Annotated in this window: 15 protein-coding genes; 9 read left to right on the forward strand and 6 right to left on the reverse strand. The window is 68.9% G+C overall.

The annotated features are described in order from the left end of the window. The first annotated feature begins 17 nt into the window (after positions 1-17). Genes ACH413_RS08805 through ACH413_RS08825 form a run of 5 tightly spaced genes read left to right on the forward strand, consistent with a single transcriptional unit; the run spans position 18 to position 4,232 of the window. Positions 18-776, forward strand: coding sequence for a CbtA family protein (locus tag ACH413_RS08805; protein WP_360033042.1), 759 nt, complete (start codon positions 18-20; stop codon positions 774-776). A gap of 60 nt (positions 777-836) precedes the next feature. Further along, a complete protein-coding gene (locus ACH413_RS08810) occupies positions 837-1,292 on the forward strand; it encodes a YbaB/EbfC family nucleoid-associated protein (RefSeq protein ID WP_360033040.1) in 456 nt (151 codons plus the stop codon). Next, positions 1,289-2,719 (forward strand): hypothetical protein, encoded by a 1,431-nt coding sequence (locus tag ACH413_RS08815; protein ID WP_360033038.1) that lies wholly within the window; start codon positions 1,289-1,291, stop codon positions 2,717-2,719. The genes ACH413_RS08810 and ACH413_RS08815 overlap by 4 nt, the downstream gene beginning before the upstream one ends. Beyond that, positions 2,719-3,195: a hypothetical protein gene (locus ACH413_RS08820; RefSeq protein ID WP_360033035.1), complete on the forward strand. Its 477-nt coding sequence runs from the start codon at positions 2,719-2,721 to the stop codon at positions 3,193-3,195. Before ACH413_RS08815 ends, ACH413_RS08820 begins: the two co-directional genes overlap by 1 nt. Next, positions 3,192-4,232: a hypothetical protein gene (locus ACH413_RS08825; RefSeq protein WP_360033032.1), complete on the forward strand. Its 1,041-nt coding sequence runs from the start codon at positions 3,192-3,194 to the stop codon at positions 4,230-4,232. Before ACH413_RS08820 ends, ACH413_RS08825 begins: the two co-directional genes overlap by 4 nt. Positions 4,233-4,240: 8 nt before the next feature. Here the strand turns inward: ACH413_RS08825 and ACH413_RS08830 are convergent, their stop codons facing one another. Both ACH413_RS08830 and ACH413_RS08835 read right to left on the reverse strand, forming a co-directional pair. After that, positions 4,241-5,809 carry a hypothetical protein gene (locus ACH413_RS08830; RefSeq protein WP_360033029.1) on the reverse strand — a complete coding sequence of 523 codons (1,569 nt, stop codon included), beginning with the start codon at positions 5,807-5,809 and terminating at the stop codon, positions 4,241-4,243. Between the two features lie 11 nt (positions 5,810-5,820). Next, positions 5,821-7,320: a serine protease gene (locus tag ACH413_RS08835; RefSeq protein WP_360033026.1), complete on the reverse strand. Its 1,500-nt coding sequence runs from the start codon at positions 7,318-7,320 to the stop codon at positions 5,821-5,823. Between the two features lie 157 nt (positions 7,321-7,477). Between ACH413_RS08835 and ACH413_RS08840 the strand changes: the two genes are divergently transcribed. Continuing rightward, on the forward strand, positions 7,478-7,822 hold the full coding sequence (locus tag ACH413_RS08840) for a CU044_2847 family protein (protein WP_360033023.1): 345 nt from the start codon (positions 7,478-7,480) through the stop codon (positions 7,820-7,822). Here ACH413_RS08840 and ACH413_RS08845 read toward each other — a convergent pair. Continuing rightward, positions 7,819-8,475 carry an HAD family phosphatase gene (locus ACH413_RS08845; RefSeq protein ID WP_360033020.1) on the reverse strand — a complete coding sequence of 219 codons (657 nt, stop codon included), beginning with the start codon at positions 8,473-8,475 and terminating at the stop codon, positions 7,819-7,821. The two genes, ACH413_RS08840 and ACH413_RS08845, sit on opposite strands and share 4 nt — an antisense overlap. Further along, a complete protein-coding gene (gene metH / locus ACH413_RS08850) occupies positions 8,468-12,004 on the reverse strand; it encodes a methionine synthase (RefSeq protein WP_360033017.1) in 3,537 nt (1,178 codons plus the stop codon). Before metH ends, ACH413_RS08845 begins: the two co-directional genes overlap by 8 nt. A 48-nt stretch (positions 12,005-12,052) precedes the next feature. Here metH and ACH413_RS08855 point away from each other — a divergent pair, with 48 nt between their 5' ends. Then, positions 12,053-12,952 (forward strand): PAC2 family protein, encoded by a 900-nt coding sequence (locus ACH413_RS08855; protein WP_093587980.1) that lies wholly within the window; start codon positions 12,053-12,055, stop codon positions 12,950-12,952. Positions 12,953-13,345: 393 nt separating this feature from the next. Continuing rightward, positions 13,346-14,506 (forward strand): MFS transporter, encoded by a 1,161-nt coding sequence (locus tag ACH413_RS08860; protein ID WP_360033015.1) that lies wholly within the window; start codon positions 13,346-13,348, stop codon positions 14,504-14,506. Here the strand turns inward: ACH413_RS08860 and ACH413_RS08865 are convergent. Together ACH413_RS08865 and ACH413_RS08870 are read right to left on the reverse strand one after the other, a co-directional pair. Next, positions 14,436-16,019, reverse strand: coding sequence for an ABC transporter permease (locus tag ACH413_RS08865; RefSeq protein WP_360033012.1), 1,584 nt, complete (start codon positions 16,017-16,019; stop codon positions 14,436-14,438). The two genes, ACH413_RS08860 and ACH413_RS08865, sit on opposite strands and share 71 nt — an antisense overlap. Then, positions 16,016-16,903: an ABC transporter ATP-binding protein gene (locus tag ACH413_RS08870; protein ID WP_360033009.1), complete on the reverse strand. Its 888-nt coding sequence runs from the start codon at positions 16,901-16,903 to the stop codon at positions 16,016-16,018. Before ACH413_RS08870 ends, ACH413_RS08865 begins: the two co-directional genes overlap by 4 nt. Before the next feature lie 83 nt (positions 16,904-16,986). On the opposite strand from ACH413_RS08870, the gene ACH413_RS08875 reads away from it, so the two are divergent. Next, positions 16,987-17,484 (forward strand): MarR family transcriptional regulator, encoded by a 498-nt coding sequence (locus ACH413_RS08875; RefSeq protein ID WP_360033006.1) that lies wholly within the window; start codon positions 16,987-16,989, stop codon positions 17,482-17,484. Positions 17,485-17,496 lie beyond the last annotated feature (12 nt).

Genomic DNA, 17,496 nt, shown 5'->3' on the forward strand with positions numbered 1-17,496 from the left:
TCCCAGGCAGGGAAGACATGACGACGACGTACAAGTCCCTTGCGCTGCGCGGAGTCGCGGCCGGCGGTATCGCCGGCGTCGCCTCCGCGCTCGTGCAGCTGCTGGTGACCGAGATTTCGATTCGCGCCGCGCTCGCGGTCGAGGAGGCACGGGCACCCGCCGGCGAAGAGGCCGGCCACACGCACGGCGGCGAGGAAGAGCTGGTCAGCCGCGGCGCCCAGATCGTCGGCGGCATGCTCGGCGTGGTGATCGTCGGCATCGCGGTGGGCCTCGTGTTCGCCACGGCCTACGCGCTGTCGAAGCGCTGGTTCGCCGACCGCACGCCGTTCAGCCGCAGCTTCGCGTTCGGTGCCGCGGTGTTCGGTGCCGTGGCGCTGCTGCCGTGGCTCAAGTACCCGGCCAACCCGCCCGCCGTGGGCGACCCGGAGACGGTGAACTACCGGACCGCGCTCTACCTCGGTGTGGTGGTGGCCGGTCTGGTGATCGTGTGGGCCGCGAGCTGGCTCGCCGAGCAGCTGCGCGCGCAGTCGCAGCCGGTGCGGACCACGGCCGTGCTGCTCGCGGTGGCCGCGGCCGTCGCGGTGGTGCTGCTGGCGTTCCCCGCGCCGCCGGACACGATCCCTGCGGACATGCCGGTGAACGTGCTGTGGCAGTTCCGCCTCAGCTCGCTCGCCCAGCTCGCCACGCTCTACGTCGGCATCGGCGTGGTGTTCGGCCTGCTGATCGACCCGGCCACGCGCAAGGCCAAGGCCCCTGAGAAGGCCGCTGTCGCCTGATGGTGTGGGGTGGCCGCGGGTGCGGCCACCCCGCCCAGCCGCGATTGGTACGTTCGGCGCATGCCTGACAGCGCTGAGTTGCTGGAACAGATGCGTCAGAAGCTCGAGTTCTTCGAGCAGGCGAACCGCGCCGCCGACGCCCGTGCCGCCGAGTACGACGCGATGGGCGACGAGCTCAGAACAGTGGAAGCCAGCGTCCAGTCCCCCGACCGTTCCGTCACGGTCGTCGCGGGTTTGTCCGGTTCCATCAAGGAGATCCGGTTCACCGAGGACGCGAAGCGGCTGAGCACCACGCAGCTCTCCCAGGCCGTGATGTCGACGCTGCAGCTGGCCGTCGCCGCGGCCGCGCGTCAGCAGGCGGAGATCGTGCAGGGCCACACCGACCTCCCGATCGCCGAACGGGTGCTGGCGACGCAGCAGGAGATCTTCGGCCGGCCCGCCGACCCACCGGCCCGTCCCCCGGTGGACGACGACGGCGACACCGGCAGCATCTTCCGCAAGGACGACCGCTGGTGACCGGGATCGTGGTGCACGCGGACGAGATCGCCCGGTGCGCGAAGACCATCGGCACGCTCTCCGGCACCTCCACGAAGCTCAACGACGCCGCCACGACCGCGTCGGTGCCCGCGGTCAGCTGGGGCGCGCTCGGGCACCTGCTCGGCCTCTACCAGCAGTACGACGAGTTGCTGGGCGATCTGCACGGCCACTTCGGCAAGATGACCGAGGGCTTCGGCAAGATCGATTCCGCCCTCACCGCCACCGCGCAGACCTACGCGGGCCACGAGCAGACGACGACGGACGCGTTCGGCAAGACGCTCCAAAGTGGACTCGACAGCGCCACCGCGCCGCCGATGGTCTCCGGCGGCAAGGGGACCTCGAACCTCGGCGCGCTCGGCAAGAGCTACGGCGACCAGTACTCCGGCGACAACGTCGGCAAGGCGTCCGCGAAGCTGATCCCGTTCGGTGGCAGCAGTTACTCGCTCATGAAGGACAGCGCGAAGCTCGGCGACGACCTCCAGAAGGGCGACGGCGCCGCGATCGCGAAGGACGTCGTCAGCGTCATCTCCGACATGAACAACTTCATGCAGGACGGCATGAAGCTCGCCGGCGCGATCTCCGACCCGCTGAACTTCCTGATCAGCAAAGGACTCGGCTGGCTGCTCGACGTCGTGGCGCCGTTGAAGCAGGCCGTGGACCTGGTCACCGGCGACCCGGCGGCCACGAGCAAGGCCGCGGGCGCGTTCAACGACATCGCGACGCAGACCGAGGACTTGGCGCGCACGTTCGACGAGCACCTGCGGCAGGGCCTGCAGAGCTGGAAGTCCGAGGCGGGCGACAAGGCCGCGGCGAAGCTCGGCGGGTTCCACCACGGCATCGAGGGCACGGCGGGCACCGCGGGCCACGTCGCGTCGCTGCTGCAGGGCAGTTCGATGTTCATGCAGGTGGCCGAGGACATCATCAAGGGGATCCTGAGCGACCTGATCGAGTGGCTGGTCGTCACGTGGGTCGCCGCGCAGATCGCGGCCATCCCGACGTGCGGGGCCTCCGAGGCCGCCGCGGCCGCCGCCACCCCGGTCGAGGCGGGGATCTCGACCGCCAAGGCGGGCAAGGAGGTCGGCAAGGTCCGTTCGGTGATCCAGAAGATCATGGACGTGCTGCGCCGGATCCGCGAGGTGCTCAGGAACTCGAAGGTCGGCAACGCCTTCCGCGAGGGCGTGGCCGACAAGCCGGGCTCGTTCGGCGAGGCACTCGGCAAGGCCGCGAAGGACCAGCTGAAGAAGGCGGCCGGACTCGACAAGAGCGGCCCCGACGGCGCGAAGTACACGGACCCGGTCAAGATCGCGAACAAGGTCGCCGGGTACGCCGACGGGATCTACAAGACCGTGTCGTACGGCTCCAAGGGCGACGAGTCCTCGAAGACGGACCAGGAGCTCGACATCTGATGCGCTGGTGGCGGAAGTGGCTCTGGCCGGAGGAGTCGGCGGCGGCCACGCTCTCCGCGGGCGGCCGCACGTTCGCGGTCCACTCGGAGACGAGGATCGTCGGCCTCGCGTCCGCGCCGGGCGACGACGTGAGCGCCCGCACGGAGACCATCGTGTCGGTGAGCACCGACCTCGGCCCGTGCCCACCGTTGCGCGTAGTGGAGCGTGTTTCGCCGGACCCACGCGACGAGAACGCGGGCGCGGTGGCACTGGGCGTGCCCGCGTTCGACGACCGCTTCCTGGTGTTCTGCGACGACTTCGCGTTCGTGCGACGCCTGACCCCGGCCCTGACCGCCGCGCCCACCGAGTCGACGGCAGGACTGTCACTCGGCGGCGGCAGGATCACCGTGCACCGCAAGGGAGTGCGACACAACGCCACCGCCGCGAACTACCTCAACGCCCTGATTCCCTTGCTACCGCCGGAGTTGCACCGATGAACGACGCGCCGATCATCGTGCCGCTGTCCACCGGACTGGCCGTGGTGATCGAACAGGACCGCGTCTACTTCAGCCGCCTGGCCAACGGCGCGCTGGTCGACTCCCCGGTCCTCGGCGTGCCGCTGGCGGCGGTCGTACTCGTGCAGCCGGGGGAACTCCGCGACGAACTCACGCACCGCATCGACCAGAGCGACGGCATCGCCGAGAAGGTCGTGCTCCCCCGCGGCCCCGCCGTCTGGATCCGGTACGCCGACGACATCATCGTGCCTTGTGCAGACCCACGCGGGCTGGCGGCCGAGATCGAACGACGCCGCCGCCGGGTCGCACGGCACGGTGGCCTCGCGGCGGCCGAGGTGTGGAAGGTCAACCCGAAGCTGCGCAACGGATTCGAGCCCGGCGGCGCGGAGTTCGCTCCCCCGCACCCGCTGAACGCTCACTGGCAGCCGGTTTCGCCCTCTCTGACCGGGGAACCGTCCCCAGGTCGACCGCTCACGCCTCCGGTGGTGCCTTCTGCGGTGCCGTACCCGGAGTCGCTGCCGGTGCTCACCGAGACGCTGGCCGGCGGGGTTCGGCTGTCGGTGTCGGTGCGCAGGACGGTGCTGGGGTTCGGCACGGCGGCTCCTGAACTGGTGACCGAGGCGGTGCCGCCGTCCGCGCTGCACGTGCCGCTGGCCGCCTGGCACGTGGTGGAGGCGGGTTCGGTGCGTGGCGGGCTCGCCCCGATCCGCCGGTGCGCCGCCGATGGCACCGAGATCAGGGTCGACCTGCCGGACGGGCCCGCGCTGTGGTTGTGGGGGCCGTTGCGCGAGTGGGTCGTCGCGACGCCTCGCGCTGCCGAGCTGGCCGACGAGATCCGGCTGAGGCAGGCCGTGGGGATGATGTTCCCGCTGTCCAGTGGGCTCGGGGCGGAGCGGAAGACGTGGCTGGACCTGCCGACTACGCGGCCGGTGGACACGGCAGCGGGACGCGCCCTGCCCGCTGTTCCTGAGTGGGCACCAGTCTCGCCCACTCTCGTGCCGCGCGACTGCTGGAGCTAGTGGTTCGGTCAGGCCCCGCACTCGCCCTTGGCTCGGTTTGTGGCGTCACACCATCGCAACGTCAGTCCGGACGGGCCGCTCATCATCAGTCCGGGGAACTTCCGCTCGAACACCACGCTCGCGCCGTTGGGCATCGCGGTGTCGTTACTCGTGAGCACCGTTGCGGTGGCACGGTCACCGGTCACCTCGGTGATCCGCATCGTGAGTTCCGGGAAGGTCGGCATCACGGTCACGGTGGACTGGTAGCTCATCGTCACCAGGCCGTCTGGGGCGATGGTGAGGCCTCCGGCGTGCTGCGACCACGTGCCGGCGAAGGACGCGGGAGGTGCGGCCGCGACGACCGAACTGGTGATGGGCTGCGGTGCCGGCACGCTGATCGGCGGCGTTGAGAGGAACATCGCCTTCTCGGCGACCACTGTGCGTTTGCCGTCCCGTTGGAGCACAAGTAGTCCGGTGGTGCAGTTCGCGTTCGGGTCGGTCTGACCGAGGCAGCTCGGCACGGTGAGCGCTGCGGTGGTGCCGTTGCCCAGATCACGCACCATCGTCACAGCGTCCATGCCTCCCTTGACCCACTTGCCGTTCTCCAACGCCCACAGGTCCCCGGCGCTGTGCAACACGTGCGTGCCGTTGTTGTTCGGCTTGAGATCGGTGCAGGTCCACGAGTTGGCAGTCGCCCGCAACTCGCCCTTCGGGGTCCACCACAGATCGGTCACCCGGAATCCACTCCCGGCGCCAGGCGGCATCATCGCGGACGTGTCCGTGTTCGTCGCCTTGCCGTTGACGTCCAGGATGCGAACCGCAGACCGACCTCCGCAACCATCACTCTCGGCCACGGCGAGCGCATACTTCTCACCGTCACCGTTCTCGTAGGGCGCGACAGGGGTGTAGTAGTTGGAGCTGTGGGTCCCGAACTGCTTGGCCGCCGCGCCGGACTCCGCCAGCACCAGAACGACCTTCCCCTTGCCGTTGTACTGCATGGTGATCACACGCCTACGGGTGCTGACGAGGAACGCTCGTGAGTTCGGTGAGTCGAGCGCGGGCGGGAACCGGGTGTCGTCCTTTCTCTCCCCCGTGCGCAGGTCGACCGTCTGGAATCGATCCCCGACCGAACCCGTCAAACCCACGTTGAGCAACACGCTGTCCGGACCGGTCGTGGTGATGTCGTAGCAGAAGCCACAGGGATGGCGCCGCTGTTCTCCGGTGCGTGCGTTGATCGCGATCAGTTCGGCCTGTTCGTTCGACCCAGGAAGCAGGTTCGCGTCGGAGAACAACGCGATGTAGTCCCCGCTGTTCGTCCACACCACCCTGTTCCGCAGCGCGTCGCCGCCGCCGAAGAACCGGCGAAGACGAGTGATGACCTGGTCGCCGTGCATGACGAAGAGATGGGTCTCCGTGAAGTAGAGGTAGTCGGCTCGTCCCGTCACGACCGGACCGGAGGAGCTCGGAGCCGAGGTGGCAGCGGTCGGCGGTGCGCCTGCAGGCGCCTGTTCGCCCCGCTGCTTCAGGACGAACACCGTCATCACCGCCGTGACGAGGCAGAGCCCCGCGAGCAGGGCCACGAGCTTCTTCACGGTCATGGCGGGCCTCGCTAGGGACGGTAGGTACGGGGATCGATGCGGGACCAGGTGTCGTAGTTGCGCAGGTAAGCGGCCTGATATGCGGAGAACGGCGCTCCCTGCACCGTCGGTGCGGCCTTTCCGCTGACCTCGAACGGCTTGCCGTTGTCGTCGACGTCGAGCGAGTACGAACCGGCCGCGGTCGCGATGATCAACCGCAGGCGGAATTTGCAGTGCCGGTTCGTGGTGAGGGCGGCGAGCACCAGGTCCTGCTGATCACCTGGGCTCAGCTCGATCGACTTGTCGGTGAAGTAGCTTTCGCCGATCAGCTTCGGGACGTCCTGGAGCGCCATCTGCTGGACGGTGGGACTCGGCTCGTCGAGGTCGAAGCCGAGATGCACCACGCCGGACGGACCGCCCTGGGTGAAACCGCTGAAGTACGTGCCCGCGATCGGAGTCGCGCACTCCTTGAGAACCTCGATGTCGGTGATCCGCACAGCAGCGCTGTCCTTGTTCATCAGGGTCACCTTGGTCAGTCCGAACCCGATCGGAACGCCGCCGTTGCGGTCGTACCACGTGGCCTGTCCCTCGGTCTTCTCGACGACCTCGGTGGTGAACTTCGCGAGCTGGGAGTCATTCATGTCGATCTTGGCTGGGACCGTGAACGCCGACGCGCCACCGCTGCGGCGTTGCACGCGTTCGGTTCCCACCACCGCCACAGCCGGCGAGTCCGCCGGCATCGGCTGGACACCTTTGTGGACGGCGACCGGTGTCGTGGTGGGTGGGGCCGATGTCGCCGTGATGGCTGGTTGCCGGGCGAGTTGGACGACGCCCGCCGTCGCGGACACGGTCAGCAGCAACGCGGCGACCGTGAGCAGCACCGCCACCTTCCTGCTCACGCGTGCCTTCGGCTGACCGACGACCTTCACCCGATGGCCGACGGGGAGCAGCGCGAGAACGTCCTCCATCCGTGCAGTCCACACGGCGAACTGCAGCCAGCGATCGCTGTTGTACCGCGCGGAGACCACACCGACCACCGCGTCATCAGCGGCGCGGCGCACCGGACCGCCGCTCATCCCCAGCGCCACGGAGTCCGAGGTGAAGTAGCTCTTCGGAACGTCGTTCCTCGTGAGCTCACCACGCCACACACCGGTCGTGGTGAGGAATCCGTACTCGTGACCGGGATCCTCGACCTTGGCCACCCCGGTCACGACGACCTTGGTGTCGGGCGCCACCGCGTCGGTCAGCGAGACGGCCTCGATCGTGCCGGGCAGTGGTGTCTCCCTGCGCAGCACGGCGAGATCGCGCCGTTCATCCACCGCGACCACCTCAGCGCGCAGCACTGGGTGATCACCGCCCGCCAACGCGTCCACGTCCACGTACGAACCGACCTCACCTGCCCGGAGGTCGCGCAGGACGTGCCACGCGGTCACCAGGACTCCGGGAGTGACCTGGAAGCAGGTGCCCATCGGAGCCCCCGCTCCGGTCAGGATCCGGCCGAGGTACAGCGGAATCCGTTCATCACCCGGCATCTGGCCTCCCGTCGCGGATCTGTCTGCCCATCGCCGCGACCGGCACTCCGCGTTACGCGAGTCCTTTGTGGACAAAAAGATTCCAGAATGCCTGGAATCCCCCCGTGTAACGCCGAACCGACCGTCGGACGATCAGACAGCGACCAAGGAGGACGTCATGACGGGCAAGCTCATGCCGATGAGGATCGGCGACGTCGAAGTGCTCGTGGAGGCGGTCGGCGAGCAGTGGAGCGAGGACACCTCAGCCCTGGACGAGGCGGGCAAGCGCTTGCTGGACGCCTTCGCTATGGCGCGCGAGGTGATCGTGGGCGCGGCCATCGCCACCGCGGAGACAGCGGGCAACCTCGCCGCCCGTTCCGTGCGACCGGACAAGCTCGAGGTCGAGTTCGGGCTCGGCTACTCGATCAAGGGCAACGTGGTCGTGGTAAGTGGTCATGCCGAGTCGACCCTCAAGGTGAAGCTGACCTACGACGCCCCTGATCAGGACGAGAAGCCGGTCTAGAGCGCCTTCAGGACGTCCGCGTCCACTCCCACGAGCGAGTCGCGGAAGATCCGCCGCTCCCCCTCCGCCACCTCGACGTCGCACGGCACCACCAGCACGGTGCACCCGGCCGCCACCGCCGCCGCCACCCCGGTGGGCGAGTCCTCGATCGCGACACAGCTCCCGGCGTCCACGCCCAGCAGCCGGGCGGCCTTCAGGTACGGCTCGGGCAGCGGCTTGTTGAGGCCGTCCACCTCGTCGCCGCACACGGTGACGTCGAACAGGTCCCGCCCGATCGTGTCCAGCGCGACCTCGGTCAGGGAGCGCTCGGTCGACGTCACGAGAGCCATCGGCACACCGGAGGAACGCACGGCACGCAGGGCCTCCTGAGCGCCTGGACGCCACGGCAGGCCCGCGCGGAACACCTCCTCGGTGCGGCGCGAGATCCACGCGGCGCCGTCCACCAGGTCGGCTGGGGTGGGGTCGATGCCGATGTCGGCGAACAGCAGGCGCATCGTCGTGGGCACGTTGGTGCCGACCATGCTCTCGCGGGTCTCCAGGGAGAGGACGCCGCCTAGCTTCTCCGCGTACTCGTAGAGCGGGATGTCCCACAGCTTCTCGGAGTCCAGCAGCGTGCCGTCCATGTCCCACAGGACAGCGTGCAGGTCAGACATTGAAGTACTTCGCCTCCGGATGGTGCGCCACGAAGGCGTCGGTGGACTGTTCCGGGTGTAGCTGAAGTTCCTCGGACAGCGAGACCCCGATGCGCGCCGGGTCGAGCAGTTCGACGACGCGCTTGCGGTCTTCCATTTCGGGGCAGGCGCCGTAGCCGAACGAGTACCGCGCGCCGCGGTAGCCGAGTTTGAAGTACTCCTCGACGGCGGCCGGGTCCTCAGCGGCAACGGACTCACCGCTCGGCCACACGAGTTCCTCGCGGACCCGCTTGTGCCAGTACTCGGCCAGCGCTTCGGTGAGCTGGACCCCCAGTCCGTGGACTTCCAGGTACTCACGATACGCGTTCTTGCCGAACAGTTCGTTCGCGTAGTCGGCGATCGGCTGGCCCATCGTCACGAGGTGGAACGCGATGACGTCGACCTCGCCGGAGTCACGTGGCCGCCAGAAGTCCGACAGGCAGAGCCGCCGATCCCTTTTCTGGCGCGGAAAACTGAACCGGAAGCGCTCGGCGGAAGCCACAGCGGGCTCTTCCAGCACGACCAGATCGTCGCCGTCCGAGACGCACGGGAAGTAGCCGTAGACGACGGCGGCGTGGGCAAGAACACCTTCCGTGGCAAGGCGTTCCATCCAGTAGCGCAGGCGTGGGCGGCCCTCGGTCTCGACCAGTTCCTCGTAGGTCGGGCCTCCGCCGCGCGCGCCCTTCAGGCCCCACTGGCCCATGAACGTCGCGCGCTCGTCCAGCAGAGCCGAGTAGTCCGCGACCGGGATGCCCTTCACGACCCGGCTGCCCCAGAACGGCGGGACCGGGATCGGGTTGTCCTGAGCCACGTCGGAGCGGCCGGTCACGACCTCTTCCACCGCAACGGCTTTGCGGGCCGCGGCGATGCGCAGCGACCGTTCGCGACGGGCCTTGCGCTCGGCGGCCTTCTCCCGCATCTCGTCGTCCACCAGCGGAGCCTCGCCGCGCTTGGCCGCCATGATGGCGTCCATCAGGCGCAGGCCCTCGAAGGCGTCGCGGGCGTAGCGGACGTCGCCGAAGTACATCTCCGTCAGGTCGTTCTCGACGTACGCGCGCGTCAACGCCGCGCCGCCCAGCAGCACCGGCCACCGTGCCGAGACACCACGGGAGTTCATCTCCTCGAGGTTCTCCTTCATGATCACGGTCGACTTGACCAGCAGGCCGGACATGCCGATCGCGTCCGCGCGGTGCTCCTCCGCGGCTTCGAGGATGGTGTTGATCGGCTGTTTGATGCCGATGTTCACGACCTCGTAGCCGTTGTTGGACAGGATGATGTCCACGAGGTTCTTGCCGATGTCGTGAACGTCGCCCTTCACGGTGGCGAGCACGATCCGGCCCTTGCCGCCGTCGTCGGACCGTTCCATGTGCGGTTCGAGGTGCGCGACGGCGGTCTTCATGACCTCGGCGGACTGCAGCACGAACGGCAGCTGCATCTGGCCGGAGCCGAAGAGCTCGCCGACGGTCTTCATGCCCGCCAGCAACGTGTCGTTGATGATCTGCAACGCCGGCCGCTCGTCCAGGGCGAGATCCAGGTCGGCTTCCAGGCCGTTGCGCTCGCCGTCCACGATCCGGCGCTGCAGGCGTTCGAACAACGGCAGCGCGGCCAGTTCCTGGGCCCGCGTGGCGGAGTTCGACTTCGTCGTGACGCCCTCGAACAGCTCCATGAGCCTCTGCAACGGGTCGTAGCCCTCGCGGCGGCGGTCGTAGACCAGGTCCAGCGCCACCGCGCGCTGCTCGTCGGGAATGCGCGCCATCGGCACGATCTTGGCGGCGTGCACGATCGCCGTGTCGAGACCGGCCTGCACGCATTCGTGCAGGAACACGGAGTTCAGCACCTGCCGCGCGGCCGGGTTCAGTCCGAAGGAGACGTTCGACAGGCCCAGAGTCGTTTGCACGTCCGGAAAACGGCGCTTGAGCTCGCGGATCGCCTCGATCGTCTCGACGGCGTCGCGGCGGACCTCCTCCTGGCCGGTGGAGATCGGGAACGTCAGGCAGTCGACGATGATGTCGTTGACGCGCATGCCCCAGTTGGTCGTCAGGTCCTCGATCAGCCGGGCGGCGACGCGGACCTTCCACTCGGCCGTGCGGGCCTGGCCCTCCTCGTCGATGCACAGCGCCACGACCGCCGCGCCGTGCTCCGAGACGAGCCGCATGATCTTCTGGAACCGGGAGTCCGGGCCGTCGCCGTCCTCGTAGTTGACCGAGTTGACCGCGCACCGGCCGCCGAGACACTCCAGACCGGCCCGCAGCACTCCGGGCTCGGTGGAGTCGAGCATGATCGGCAGCGTCGACGCGGTGGCCAGCCGGGAGGCCAGCGCGCGCATGTCCGCCTCGCCGTCGCGGCCCACGTAGTCGATGCAGAGGTCGATCAGGTGGGCGCCCTCCCGCGTCTGGTCGCGCGCGATCTCGATGCAGTCGTCCCACTTCTCGACCAGCATCGCCTCGCGGAACGCCTTGGAGCCGTTGGCGTTCGTGCGCTCGCCGATCATCAGCACCGAAGCGTCCTGTTGGAACGGAACGGCCTGGTACAGCGAGGACACACCGGGTTCCGGACGCGGCCGCCGCGTCGACGGACCCAGGTCGCGCACCGCCTCGGCCACCTGACGCAGGTGCTCGGACGTCGTGCCGCAGCAACCGCCGACAAGCCGCGCGCCGAACTCGCGAACGAACCCGGAGAGCGCCTGAGCCAGCTCTTCCGGCGACAACGGGTAGACCGCGCCGTTCGGCCCCAGCTCGGGAAGTCCCGCGTTCGGCATCACCGACAACGGGATTCGCGCGTGCTTGGACAACGTGCGCAGGTGCTCGCTCATCTCGGCGGGACCGGTGGCGCAGTTGAGTCCGATCAGGTCGATTCCCAGCGGCTCCAGCGCCGTCAGCGCCGCGCCGATCTCCGAACCGAGCAGCATCGTGCCGGTCGTCTCGACGGTGACCTGGGCGATGATCGGGACGTACCGGCCCTCGGCGGTCATCGCGCGCTTGGCGCCGACGACGGACGCCTTGGTCTGCAGCAGGTCCTGCGAGGTCTCGACGATGATCGCGTCCACGCCGCCGGCGAGCAGGCCCTTGCACTGCTCCTGATAGGCGTCGCGCAACGTCGCATAAGGAGCGTGGCCGAGCGTCGGCAGCTTCGTGCCGGGACCGACGGAGCCGAGCACGAACCGCGGCTGACCGGACGTGCTGAACTCGTCCGCGACCTCCCGCGCCAGCGCCGCACCGCGTTCGGACAGGTGGAAGATCTGGTCCGGAATGTCGTACTCGGCCAGGTTCGCGAGGTTCGCGCCGAACGTGTTGGTCTCCACGGCGTCGCAGCCGACCTCGAGATAGCCGCGATGCACTGCCTTCACCACGTCCGGGCGGGTGACGTTCAGGATCTCGTTGCAGCCCTCCAGACCGTTGAAATCGTCAAGAGAGAGGTCAACGGCCTGAAGCATGGTGCCCATGGCGCCGTCAGCGACGACAACACGGTTCACCAGCGCTTCCAGCAACGGCGACTCTCCGCGATCACGCATGGGCCAAGCCTACGATGAGTTGACTGGCCGAACCCGTAGTCTGGCGCCGTGAACGATCCGTCCCAGGAATCCCCGACCCCCTCGAACCCGCGCATCCCGCTCACGGCTCCGATCATGGTCTGTGCGTTCGAAGGCTGGAACGACGCCGGCGACGCCGCCAGCACCGCGATCGAGCACCTCCAACTCACCTGGGACGCCACCCCGCTCGCCGAGATCGACCCGGACGACTACTACGACTTCCAGGTGACGCGCCCCACCGTGCGGATGGTGGACGGCGTCACGCGAAGGGTCGACTGGCCGACGACGCGGCTGTCGGTGTGCCGCCCTCCCGGTTCTGACGTGGACGTGATCCTCGTGCACGGCATCGAGCCGAACATGCGGTGGCGCAAGTTCGCCGCCGAGTTGCTGGGCCACATCGACGCTCTCGGGGTGACGACCGTGGTGACGCTCGGTGCCCTGCTGATGGACACGCCCCACACCCGCCCGGTCCCGGTCACCGGCACGGCCTACGACGCGGACGCCGCCGAGAAGTTCGGCCTGGAGCACTCGAAGTACGAGGGCCCCACCGGCATCGTCGGCGTGTTCCAGGACGCGTGCGTGCAGGCCGGCATCCCGGCGATCTCGTTCTGGGCCGCCGTGCCGCACTACGTGTCGCAGCCGCCCTCCCCCAAGGCCACGCTGGCCCTGCTGCACCGGGTGGAGGAGGTGCTCGACATCGAGGTCCCGCTCGGCGCGCTGCCGGAGCAGGCCGAGGAGTGGGAGCGCACGGTCACCGAGATGGCCGACGAGGACGAGGACGTGCGCAACTACGTGCGCGCCCTGGAAGAGCGCGGCGACGCGGAACTCCAGATCACCGAGGCCTCGGGCGACGACATCGCGGCGGAGTTCGAGCGCTACCTGCGCCGCCGCGGCCGCGGTCCGGGCTGGCCGTCGACCGGCCCTCGCTAGCCGCACCTTCACGCAGGTCAGAAGCCGTCTCGGTCATTTGGGCCGGGACGGCTTTTTCACGCTTCCGAGTGATCGAGTCGGGGATTCCAGACGCCGAGGAATGGGTACAAGATCCTTCTTCAGACAGGAACCACCCGTGTCTCTCGTGCGCAAGATCGTGGTCGGCCTTGCTGCGGGCGGCGGCGTGCTGTTGGCCGTGTCTCCCGCCAGTGCAGCTCCTCTCTCCCCCGTCGACTCCCTCGGGGAGAACGGTCCTCACACGACCGTGAGCGATGTCAGGGAGTCGTTCCAGGGTTTCACCGCGGGCCTCCACGGATAGAAACTTAGCGACAACAACCACTTTGTGGCGCTCTCCGCCGCTCGCCCCCATAGGGTGAGCGGCGGAGGTGTCAGTTGGGACGGTTGGCACGCGCCGGGCTGTACGCGGGCGCATTGATCGGGCCGTTCGGCGGCGCCATCACCACGTCGATCCTGCCGGAGATCGGGGACAGCTTCGGCCGCTCGGCCGGATCCGCGGCCTCGACGCTGACGTACTACCTCGTGCCGTTCGCCGTGCTGATGCTGGCTTCCGGCACGCTCGCGCAACGCTGGGGTCCACAACGGACTGTCCGGATCGCGTACATCGCCTACGCGCTGACCTCTCTGCTCGCCGCCTCCTCGTGGACGTTCGAGGTGCTGCTGGCCTCACGGGCGTTGCAGGGCGCGGCGAACTCGTTCACGACGCCGGTGCTGTTGGCCGTGATCGCGGCCTCGACGCCGAAGGAGAAGCTCGGCCGCGCGCTCGGGCTGTTCGGGTCGATGCAGGCCGCCGGGCAGACGTCCGCGCCGCTCGTGGGCGGCCTGACCGCCGAGATCGACTGGCGGCTGGCGTTCGTCGTGATCGCGGTGGTCGCCACGGCGCTCGCGGTCCTGGGCGTGCCGGACACGGAGGCCGAACCGGAGCGCGACGCGAGTCTGCGCAGCGCGTTCGTGCCGAGCACGCTGAGGCCCGCGATCGTCGCCTTCGTCTGCTGGGGATGCCTTGGCGGACTGTCGTTCCTCGTGGCGTTCCGGCTGGACGACGTGTTCGGTCTCGGCGCCGGTGAACGCGGAATCCTGCTCACCGGCTTCGGCATCGTCGGGTTCCTGACCGCACGGCAGATCGGCAAGGCCATCGACAGGTTCGGTGCCGCCACCACCGTCGTCGTGGGCGCGACGCTGGGCGCCGGGCTCGTCGCGGCGGTGGGCACGACGCCGATCATGGCGGTCGCGGTCATCGCGTGGGCGCTGACCGGTGCGGCGGCTCAGGGTGTGCTGGTGAGCATCAACGCGTTGGTGTTGCAGAGCGACAACGCCAACAGGGGCGGCAGCGTCAGTGTCGTGCAGTCACTGCGCTTCATGGGCGCGGCCGCGGCCCCGTTGGCGTTCGTCCCGCTCTACCAGGCGCACCCGTTGCTGGGCTTCCTGGTGCCGGCGGCTCTGCTGATCACGATCCCGGCGATCGTCACGTGGTCAGGTCGCGCCGGCGGAAACCGGCGAACCCCGCCGCCAGCAGCACCACCGCCACCACGGTGAGCCACGCGAGCGGCCCGAAGGTGATGTCCGGGTACTTCGGGACGTGCGTGAACGGCGAGACGTCGATGATCCACTGATCGAGCTGCAGGGCCGGGCCGAGCAGCGTGATCACCAGCGACACCGACACCACCGCCCAGCTCACGCCGGTGAGCTGCGGGAACAGTCCGAACAGGGCCAGCGCCACGCCCGCGACCACCCAGGCCGCCGGGAGCTGGACCAGTGCCGCGCCGAGCATCTTCGGCACGACCGTGCCCAGGTCGTCGATCTGCAGCCCGTAGACCAGGCCCAGCCCGAGTCCGGCCGCCGCCAGCACGACCGCGCCGCCCACCAGGGCGAACACCGCGTGCGAGGCGACCCAGCCCCAGCGCGAGACCGGCGTGGCGAGGACCGGTTCCGCGCGGAACGAGGTCTCCTCCGAACGCAACCGCAGGATCGCCTGCACCAGGTAGATCGAGGTGATCAGGCCCAGCAGCTGGGTGATGGTGGCGAAGAAGGCGTCCACCATCGCGTCGGCGCCGCCGATCTTGCTGACGATCTGCCCGAGCGTCGGGTTGTCCTGCACCATCTGCCCGACCGCCTGGGCGACGCTGCCGTAGATCGCGCCCACCGCGAACAACGCGATGGACCAGCCGATCAGCGAGCCCTTCTGCAACCGCCACGCGAGCCCGAACGGCGTGCTGATCGTGCCTTGCGGCGGGCCGAGCCTGGCCGGGAGCAGACCGAGCCCGACGTCGCGGCGGGTCACGACGTACGAGGAGACGCCGACCAGCAGGGCGAACGCCGCCAGCGGGAGCAGCAGCACCCAGAACCTGTTGTCCGCGAACGACCGCACGTGCTCGGTCCAGCCGATCGGCGAGAACCAGGTCAGCCACTGCGGGCCCGACTCCCCCGCCGCGTCGCCCGCCGCGCGCAGCAGGTAGATCACGCCGAGGAACCCTCCCGCGATCGCGTTGGACACGCGCGAGTTCTCCGAGAGCTGCGCGGTGAACGCGCTGACGCCGGTGAACACCAGCCCGACGCTCGCGGTCGAGAGGCCGAACGCGAAGGCGCCCGCCGGAGCGAGGTCCTTGCCGATCAGCGCCACCGCCTGCAGAACACCGATCAGCAGGCTCGTGCCGCCCGCGACGATCACGGCGGCGGCGAGCGGCGCGTGCCGTCCGACGACCGTGGCCGCGATGAGTTCGGTGCGGCCGGCTTCTTCTTCCGCCCGCGTGTGCCGGGTGACGACCAGCATGGCCATGATCGCGATGAACAGGCCGGAGAAGACGCCCCAGCGCCACACGACCAGGCCACCGAGCGACGACCAGTCATGCAACGGGCCGAGCATCGCCAGGAACGCGGAGTTGGCGTTCGCGGTGACGCCGAGCAGGTCCCGCGACTGCTGCGTGTTGTACAGCTCCTCGAGCGCGGTCGTCGTCGAGAAGGTGACGCCGACCAGGAAGAGCACCCAGACGGGCAGCAGGATCCGGTCGCGGCGCAGTGCCAGGCGGACCAGTTGCCAGGTGCCGGTCATTTCACGTCCTCGTAGTGGCGCAGGAAGAGCTCTTCCAGGGTCGGCGGCTGCGAGGTCAGCGTGCGGACGCCGGTGGACACGAGCTGCTTGAGCACGAGGTCGAGCTTGTCCGAGTCGACCTCGAACCGGACGCGGTTGCCCTCGGTCACGAGGTCGTGCACACCGGCCAGCGACGCCAGCCCGTTCGGCGGCCCCGCGAGCTCCGCCGAGATGGACGTGCGGGTCAGGTGCCGCATGTCGGCGAGCGTGCCGGTCTCGACGATGTGGCCGTTGCGGATGATGCTCACCCGATCGCACAGCGCCTCGGCCTCGGCGAGGATGTGGCTGGAGAGCAGCACCGTGCGGCCGCGCTCGCGTTCGTCGTTGATGCAGGCCTGGAAGACGGACTCCATCAGCGGGTCGAGGCCCGAGGTCGGCTCGTCGAGGATCAGCAGCTCGACGTCGCTCGACAGGGCGGCGACCAGCGCGACCTTCTGCCGGTTGCCCTTGGAGTAGGTGCGGCCCTTCTTGCGGGGGTCCAGTTCGAAGCGCTCCAGGAGCTCCTCGCGGCGACGGGAGTTCAAGCCGCCGCGGAGCCGTCCGAGCAGGTCGATGACCTCGCCGCCGGTCAGGTTGGGCCAGAGGTTGACGTCGCCGGGGACGTAGGCGAGCCGGCGGTGCAGAGCCGCGGTGTCCTTCCACGGGTCGCCGCCGAGCAGCCGCGCGGTGCCGGAGTCGGCACGCAGCAGGCCGAGGAGGATCCGGATCGTCGTCGACTTGCCCGCGCCGTTCGGGCCGAGGAAGCCGTGCACCTCACCGGTCTGGACGTCCAGGTTGAGATCGTCCAGTGCACGCGTCGAGCCGAAGGTCTTCACCAGGCCCGACACGGATATCGCAGATGTCATGCCCGGTAAGCTACACTTCTTTCACAACTTCGTGAAGGACGTAAATTTTGCTCGATCGGCTGACGAAAGGGGATGATGCCGCCGTGACGAGTACTACGGAGCGTGACACGCAGGCGGTGAGCCAGTTCGTCGAACGGTTCGGCGGGATTCTGGCGGACACCGGCGTTCCGCGCATGCCGGCTCGCATCCTCGCGGCGCTGCTGACGACGGACACGGGACGGCTCACCGCGGCCGAGATCGCCGACCTGCTGCAGATCTCCCCGGCGGCGGTGTCGGGCGCGGTGCGCTACCTGACCACGGTCCAGATCGTCAGCCGCGAACGCGAGCCCGGATCACGCCGCGACGTCTACCGGATGCGCGACAACGTCTGGTACGAGGCGACGTTCCGCAAGGACCAGATGCTGGTGATGATCGACGAGGTGCTCAGCGAGGGCGTCACGGCACTCGGCCCGGACACCGACGCGGGGCTGCGGCTCGACGAGACGCGGGAGTTCTTCCGGTTCGCGCACAGCGAGCTCGGCTCGATGCTGGACCGGTGGCGCGTGCACCGCGAGAAGTGGCTGGAAGAGCGCGAGGACTGAAAGCGGAAGGGG

Origin of the sequence: Lentzea sp. NPDC020367 (assembly GCF_044387305.1) — a bacterium.
GTDB lineage: Bacteria > Actinomycetota > Actinomycetes > Mycobacteriales > Pseudonocardiaceae > Lentzea.

Excerpts from the sequence above, each read along its gene's own strand:
- ACH413_RS08805 (WP_360033042.1), top strand. The coding sequence starts at position 18 with ATGACGACGACGTACAAGTCCCTTGCGCTGCGCGGAGTCGCGGCCGGC.
- ACH413_RS08835 (WP_360033026.1), bottom strand. The coding sequence starts at position 7,320 with ATGCCGGGTGATGAACGGATTCCGCTGTACCTCGGCCGGATCCTGACC.
- ACH413_RS08810 (WP_360033040.1), top strand. The coding sequence starts at position 837 with ATGCCTGACAGCGCTGAGTTGCTGGAACAGATGCGTCAGAAGCTCGAG.
- ACH413_RS08830 (WP_360033029.1), bottom strand. The coding sequence starts at position 5,809 with ATGACCGTGAAGAAGCTCGTGGCCCTGCTCGCGGGGCTCTGCCTCGTC.
- ACH413_RS08825 (WP_360033032.1), top strand. The coding sequence starts at position 3,192 with ATGAACGACGCGCCGATCATCGTGCCGCTGTCCACCGGACTGGCCGTG.
- ACH413_RS08845 (WP_360033020.1), bottom strand. The coding sequence starts at position 8,475 with ATGTCTGACCTGCACGCTGTCCTGTGGGACATGGACGGCACGCTGCTG.
- ACH413_RS08870 (WP_360033009.1), bottom strand. The coding sequence starts at position 16,903 with ATGACATCTGCGATATCCGTGTCGGGCCTGGTGAAGACCTTCGGCTCG.
- metH (WP_360033017.1), bottom strand. The coding sequence starts at position 12,004 with ATGCGTGATCGCGGAGAGTCGCCGTTGCTGGAAGCGCTGGTGAACCGT.
- ACH413_RS08820 (WP_360033035.1), top strand. The coding sequence starts at position 2,719 with ATGCGCTGGTGGCGGAAGTGGCTCTGGCCGGAGGAGTCGGCGGCGGCC.
- ACH413_RS08865 (WP_360033012.1), bottom strand. The coding sequence starts at position 16,019 with ATGACCGGCACCTGGCAACTGGTCCGCCTGGCACTGCGCCGCGACCGG.
- ACH413_RS08840 (WP_360033023.1), top strand. The coding sequence starts at position 7,478 with ATGACGGGCAAGCTCATGCCGATGAGGATCGGCGACGTCGAAGTGCTC.